This is a genomic window from Stappia indica (genome assembly GCF_009789575.1).
GTDB classification, from domain to species: domain Bacteria; phylum Pseudomonadota; class Alphaproteobacteria; order Rhizobiales; family Stappiaceae; genus Stappia; species Stappia indica_A.
Window position 1 is genome coordinate 4,410,472 of record NZ_CP046908.1, and the last position, 6,592, is coordinate 4,417,063.

The window sequence follows — 6,592 nt, forward strand, 5'->3', positions numbered from 1 at the left end:
GGGCCGCCGCAACAGCGGCGGACCTGGAAAAGGGGGCGAGTTGGACAGCGACCGGATTGCCGAGATCATCATTGCCGAGATCCGCAGCACCGTGCCGGAGCTGGAGGCGCAGCCGATCGCCCGCGCCGATTCCATGGCCGATCTCGGGGTCGATTCCATCGAGCGCAGCGAGATCATCCTGGCGACGCTGGAGGCCATCGGCCTGAAGGTGCCGATGGTCCAGCTGCACGGCCCCCGCAATATCGGCGAACTGGCCGATCTCCTGCATGCCAAGTCCAAGGCCTGACACCCGTCCGCTCGTCGTCACCGGCATCGGGGTCGCCAGCGGCCTCGGCCACGGCAAGGATGCGTTCCGCGCCGGACTTTTCGAGGGGCGTAGCGTCTTCGCGCCGCTTGCCCGTCCCGGCCGGCAGCGCGGCGACGACAGCCCGCCGTTCTTCGGCGTCGAGATGCCCGATCCGCCTTCCATCCTGCCGCCCCGGGTCGAGCGCACAGCGGGCCTCAGCGGGCGCGCGGCGGTCGCCGTCCTCGACGAAGCCTGGCGCGAGGCGGGGCTCGACCGCCTGGCGCCTGAGCGCATCGGCCTGATCGTCGGCGGATCGAACCTGATGGCGCGCGAGCAGTTCCTGAGCCTGCGCGACTACGCCGCGCGGCTCGATTTCCTGCCGCCGCGCCACGGCCATGTCTTCCTCGACACCGATATCTGCGGCCTGTGCGCCTCGCAGTTCCCGATCCGCGGCTTCGCCCATACGATCGGAGCGGCCTCGGCCAGCGGCGCGGCTGCTATCGTCGCCGCAGTCGAGGCCGTGTCGAGCGGCAGGGTCGATGCCTGCATCGCCCTCGGGGCCTTGCAGGACGTGTCCCTGCTGGACCTGCAAGGCTTCCGGGCGCTCGGGGCGCTGGGCCCGGGGCCGGTCTGCCGGCCGATGGACGCGGGCCATGACGGCTTTCTCTATGGCGAGGCCTGCGCCGCACTGGTCGTCACCCGGCCGGAGCATGCCGGAGGCACGATCTATGGCCGCGTCCTGGGCACTGGCTTTTGCACCGATGGAAGCCGCGGCCCGGAGCCGAATTCCGACGCGCAGGTCCGTGCTGCGCAAGACGCGCTCGCCGCGGCCGGACTGGTGGCTGCCGACATCGACTACGTCAACGGCCATGCCACGGGAACGCCATCCGGCGACGAGGCGGAACTGGCCACCATGCGCAAGCTTGGCCTCGGTCACGCGCGGGTCAACGCCACCAAGTCGATCATCGGCCACGGCCTGAGCGCGGCCGGCGCTGTCGAGGCGGCGGCCGTGCTGATCCAGATGCGCGAGGGGCTGCTGCACCCGGTGTCGCATCTCGATGCGCCGTTGGACGAGGCTTTTCGCTGGGTGCAGGGCGTGGTGCAGGAACACCGCATCCGCCACGCGCTGAAACTCTCCTTCGGCTTCGGCGGCAGCAATGTCGCGCTGGTCTTCGGGGCGCCGGAAGGAGCGGCGGCATGACGGCGTTTTCGACGATCTCCTGCAGCATCGCGCAAGGCATCTGCCGCATCCGCTTCGCCCGGCCGGAGGCTGGCAACAGCATCACGCCGCAGATGGTGCAAGAGCTGCAAGCCGCCTTCGACCTTTGCGAGGCGGGCGAGGGGCCGGATGGCCGGCCCGTCACTGTCGTGGTGCTGGAAGGCAGCGACGACGTCTTCTGCATGGGCGGCGACTTCGACGCCGTCGCCGAGGATGCCGCGCCCATGGACCCGGCCCCGCTCTACGACCTGTGGCTGCGCATGGCGCGCGGGCCCTTCGTCACGGTCAGCGTGGTGCGCGGCAGGGCCAATGCCGGAGGTGTCGGACTGGCCGCTGCCGCCGATATCGTGCTGGCGGACGAGAGTGCGAGCTTTGCCCTGTCGGAGCTGCTGTTCGGCCTCTATCCGGCCTGCGTGCTGCCGTTCCTGGCGCGCCGTGTGGGTGCGCAGCGCGCCCGCTACATGACGTTGATGACGCGGCCGGTGGGCGCGCGCGATGCCCTGTCCTTCGGTCTGGTCGATGCGCTTGGCGAGCGGGCCGACGAACTGCTGCGCCAGCATCTGATGCGGCTGCGGCTGCCGGGGCGGGCGGGCATCGCCCGCTTCAAGGCGCATGCGGGGGCGGGGCTCGATGAGCTCGAGGGTCAGCGCGAGGCGGCGCTCGCCGCCAATCGCGAGATGTTCGCCGATCCGCAGATCCGGGCCGATATCCGCCGCTATGTGAGGGACGCCAAGTTCCCCTGGGAGGCGTGAGGCGCGGCCTCGGCACGCAGGTCCACCGCGCGTTGCAGCGGCGGCAGGGCGCTTGACCCGCCCGCCTGCCCAAGCCCTTGCCGCTGCACGAAGAACCGGTCGAGCAGCGCGATGGAGAGCAGGAACAGGAAGGTCTGGTTTTCCTTCGTGCTCACCTCCTCGGCCGGCTTGGTCAGCACTTTCGTGGCAAGGCGCTGGGCGAACTTGGCATTGAGGAAGGGCAGGTTCGCCAGCTCGCTCTCCGACAGGACGAGATCGAGATAGTCCGGCCGGCACGCCGCGAAGGCCGCGGCGTCCGGCGCCCGGTACGGGAACTTGCGCTTGTCGGCAACCGCGCCCGGCAGCCGGTCGCGGAAGGCCTCGCGCAACAGCCGCTTCTCGGTGAACCCGTCGTCGAAGCGCAGGTTGACGGAGGAGGCGAGCCCGATCACTGAAGGGTCGAGGAACGGGCAGCGGTTCTCCACCCCGTGGGCAAGGCTCATGCGGTCGCCCTGGGTCGACAGCAGGTAGCCCGGCAGCAGCGTCTTGTATTCCAGCCACTGGGCCTTTTCGACCGCACTCATGGAGCCGAAGGCGGGGCTGCCCGCGACCAGCGCCGAGATCTCGGCGAAGGGGTCGCCGGGTGCGTTCAGCAGGCGGGCCGAGAACTGGCCGTTCTGGAAGCGCAGCTCGTGCGAGAAAAGTCCCGGCATCTTCTCGGCCGAGAACTGGTGGTAGAGCCCGGTGACTGCGGCGATGTCCTTCGGTCCGTAATGGGCAAGGTGCGGGTAGAGCCGCTCCAGCCGGCTCCGGCGCGTGTCCTCGGGAAGTTCGTTCCACGCGGCGCGCAGCAGCGTTTCCTTGAACAGGTCGTAACCGAGAAAGGCCTCGTCGGCGCCTTCGCCGCTGAGGATGACCTTGATTCCGGCCTCGCGGGTGCGCTGCGACAGCAGGAACATGGGGATGAAGGCGCTGCGGAAGGCCGGCACCTCCGCGTGATAGACCGCGTCGGGGCAGGCCTCGGCGATGTCGGCATGGCTGATGCGGCGGGCGTGATGGCGCGTGCCGAGATGTTCGGCAACGAGGCGCTGCTCCATCGATTCGTCGAATTCCGCGTCCTCGAACTCGACCGAGAAGGTCGACAACGGATGCGGGGTCAGCTCGCGGGCGAGCGCGGCGACGATGGCAGAATCCACCCCGCCGCTGAGATAGACGCCGACCTCGACGTCGCTGCGAAGCCGCAAGGACACGGCATCCGTCATCCGCTCGCGGATCCGCTCGACCGCTTCGCCCTCGCTGGCGATGGTCTGCGTCGGAGCGAAGGTCAGTTCGTCATAGGCGAAGCGCTCGACCCGGCCCTGGCGAACCCTTGCCCATTCTCCCATGGGCAGGCTCTCGATGCCCCGGAAGCCCGACTGGTGCGGCAGCGGCGTCCACTGGCCGAGAATCGAGGCGAGCTGCTGCGGATCCTGCTCGAACCGGAAGCCGGGAACGGCAAGGAAGGCCTTCATCTCGGAGGCGAAGAGGATCGTCTCGCCGTGCCGGGCGAAGAAGAGCGGGCGCTTGCCGTAGCGGTCGCGGGCCAGGAACAGCTCCTGCCGCTCGCGGTCGTAGAGCGCGAAGGCGAAGCCGCCGTTGAAGCGCGCCAGGCAGTCGGGACCCCAGGCGATCCAGGCCCGCAGCACGACCTCCGTGTCGCAGGCGGTGCGGAAGACGTGGCCGAGGCCGACAAGCGCCTCGCGCAGCTCCCGGTAATTGTAGACCTCGCCGTTGTAGCAGAGCCAGTAGCGCCCACTTTCGTCGCTGATCGGCTGCAGGCCGGCGGCCGGATCGAGGATCGCCAGCCGCACGGTGCCCATGGCAAACCCGTCGTCGATCACATAGCCGGCGCCGTCCGGCCCGCGATGGGCGATTGCCGCCAGCATGCCGGTGACCTGGCCGACCGGATCCTCGCAGGAACCGTCGAAGCGGAAGAAGCCGGCAATGCCGCACATGACGTCGCGTGCCCCCTGGTCGGTCCCTGCTTGCTGGCGATGGCGTGGCGCGATCAGCCCGTTGCGCGGTCGGCGACCTTTCGGCCGACCGTCTCGCGGATCTGGACAAGGCTCACCAGCACGTCGCCGGTCATTTCCTGCTCCGTGAAGCGGATGTCGAACTCCTGCTCCAGGAACCGGATCAGTTGCACGTAGCCGAAGGAGTCCATCACGCCTTCCTTGAACAGGTCGGAGTCCTCGGGAAACGAGTCGTCGAACTCGATCAGGAACTGTTCCTCGATGAAATCCCGAATTTTATCCATGCGTCCTGGTCGCCTGCAGCCGGGCTGGGAAGCCGCTCGGTGTCCTGTGGAGATCGGACATGCCGGGCGCCTGTGGTCGGCGCCCCCTGTCGTCCCCCCGGAGGTGCTCCGCACGACGCGGAACGACCTTACGGTAGCGAATAAGTGTGCGCCGCAACAGTCTTTCCGCTACCTGTAAAGGATGGCTTGTGGGAAAGGCCTTAATGCATGCAAGGTGGGAAATCCCGGACGCGGCGACAAGGCCCGCACTTGCAAGCGGCAGGCGTGCTGAATAGCATTCAGCCCGGCGGTCGTGCTGCCGAAAATGGCGAAACACCAGTGACATCGGACCCGTGACCATGGCGCTGCCGGCAGGCCGGTTACGCCGTGTGGCGGGGTATGCGGCATCGGGACAAGGGCAGTCACCGTGGTTTCATCTGCATGAACATCTTGCGGCTGCTCAGAACCGGCCCGCCGGTGAACCGCCGGGCGATCCTGCTGATCACCAGCCTTGCGGGGCTTGGCAATGCCGGGCTCGTCGGCCTCATCAACGAGGCGGCGGAAAAGGCAGTTCTGGCCGAGCCTGTCGGCACCCAGCTGCTGCTCGTCTATGTGACGATGCTTGCCTTCGTGCTGCTGTCGAGCCGCGCCTCGCTGCATGAGGCCAACCGTTTCGTGCAGTCCCGGCTGGAGGCGACGCGGCGGCGAATCGTCAGCAAGATCCGCCGGGTCGACCTGCGGACGCTCGAGCGGCTCGGCCATGGCGATGTCTTCGTCACCGTGTCGCAGGAAACCGACCACCTGTCGCAGACCCTGCCGCTGCTGATCGGCGCTGCGCAGAACGCCTTCCTGCTGGTCTTTCTTCTGCTCTACGTGGCGACCCTGTCGCCGATCTCCTTCCTCGTCGTGACCGTGTTCCTGGCCGCGGGGCTCTATCTCTTCTGGCGGCGCCAGAGCGCGCTGACCGGTGCGCTGGCGGAGGTGCACCACCGGGAAGCGGACATGCTCGACAGCCTGTCCCATTTCACGCTGGGCTTCCAGGAGATCCGGCTCAACGCCGACAAGAACGACGCGCTGCAGGCGCATTTCGCGGACGTCACCGCGCGGTTGCGCCAGGTCGTGGTGGGTTTGGGCGACCGCTGGGTAAGCCTGCTGCAATTCGCCAATGCCTTCGTCTTCCTGCTGGTCGGCGTCGTCGTGCTGGTCCTGCCGGTGTTCTTCCAGGGCTATACGGACACGATCTACAAGATCACCGCCGCGACGGTCTTCGCGCTCGGCCCCATCGCGGCGATCACCTCCGTCGTGCGCCTCATCGCGCGGGCCGAGGCGGGCCTTGCCCATGTCTACGACCTGGAGCGGCGCCTCGATGCCGGCCTGACGCCGGAGCCGAAAGGCACGGCGCGCGCGCCCTCGCGCTACCGGTCGTTCCGCACCCTCGAGATGCGCAGCGTCACGTTCAGCTACCTCGGCGCAGAAGGAACCGCGCTTTTCACCGCCGGCCCCTGGGATCTCACGCTGAAGCGCGGCGAGATCCTGTTCCTGACGGGGGGCAACGGCAGCGGCAAGTCGACGGCGCTGAAGCTGCTGTGCGGGCTCTACACGCCGGATGGCGGCGAGATCGCCTGCGACGGTGCGCTGGTGAGCGCCGAGACGCGGCGCGACTACCGGGAGATCTTCTCCAGCATCTTCACCGACTTCCACCTCTTCGACCGGCTCTACGGGCTGGAGCACGTCAAGCCGCGCGAGGTCGAGAGGCTGATCGCCCGCATGGAGCTGGACGGCAAGGTGCGCTTCGAGGACGGGCGCTTTTCCACCACGGACCTGTCGACAGGCCAGCGCAAGCGGCTGGCGATGATCGTGGCCCTGCTGGAGGACCGCGAGGTCTATCTCTTCGACGAGTGGGCCGCCGATCAGGACGCCCATTTCCGCGAGGTCTTCTACACCGAGCTGCTGCCCGACCTGAAGGCGCGCGGCAAGACGGTGGTGGCGGTGACCCATGACGACCGCTTCTGGTCGTGCTGCGACCGGCGGCTGGAGCTCGATCTCGGGCATCTTGCCGATGTGAGCGGGGAGGCGTGAGC

Annotated in this window: 6 protein-coding genes; 4 read left to right on the forward strand and 2 right to left on the reverse strand. The window is 68.2% G+C overall.

Going from position 1 to position 6,592, the window contains the following annotated elements; translation table 11 throughout:
* Positions 1–40 precede the first annotated feature (40 nt).
* The 3 genes from GH266_RS20505 to GH266_RS20515 are packed head-to-tail and all read left to right on the forward strand — an operon-like array spanning position 41 to position 2,257.
* Entirely contained in the window at positions 41–286 is a 246-nt protein-coding gene (locus GH266_RS20505; protein WP_158195486.1) for an acyl carrier protein, read from the forward strand.
* The gene (locus GH266_RS20510) at positions 267–1,487 is read left to right on the forward strand and encodes a beta-ketoacyl synthase N-terminal-like domain-containing protein (RefSeq protein ID WP_158195487.1); all 1,221 of its coding nucleotides are present in this window, start codon (positions 267–269) and stop codon (positions 1,485–1,487) included. Before GH266_RS20505 ends, GH266_RS20510 begins: the two co-directional genes overlap by 20 nt.
* On the forward strand, positions 1,484–2,257 hold the full coding sequence (locus GH266_RS20515; RefSeq protein WP_158195488.1) for an enoyl-CoA hydratase/isomerase: 774 nt from the start codon (positions 1,484–1,486) through the stop codon (positions 2,255–2,257). Before GH266_RS20510 ends, GH266_RS20515 begins: the two co-directional genes overlap by 4 nt.
* Here GH266_RS20515 and asnB read toward each other — a convergent pair.
* Together asnB and GH266_RS20525 are read right to left on the reverse strand one after the other, a co-directional pair.
* Positions 2,221–4,230, reverse strand: a complete 2,010-nt coding sequence (gene asnB / locus GH266_RS20520; protein ID WP_158195489.1) for an asparagine synthase (glutamine-hydrolyzing) — start codon at positions 4,228–4,230, stop codon at positions 2,221–2,223. The two genes, GH266_RS20515 and asnB, sit on opposite strands and share 37 nt — an antisense overlap.
* Positions 4,231–4,283: 53 nt before the next feature.
* Complete coding sequence (locus GH266_RS20525; RefSeq protein WP_158195490.1) at positions 4,284–4,532, reverse strand: phosphopantetheine-binding protein; 249 nt, start codon at positions 4,530–4,532, stop codon at positions 4,284–4,286.
* A 420-nt stretch (positions 4,533–4,952) separates the two neighbouring features.
* On the opposite strand from GH266_RS20525, the gene GH266_RS20530 reads away from it, so the two are divergent.
* Positions 4,953–6,590, forward strand: a complete 1,638-nt coding sequence (locus GH266_RS20530; RefSeq protein ID WP_158195491.1) for a cyclic peptide export ABC transporter — start codon at positions 4,953–4,955, stop codon at positions 6,588–6,590.
* The last annotated feature ends 2 nt before the right edge of the window (positions 6,591–6,592 follow it).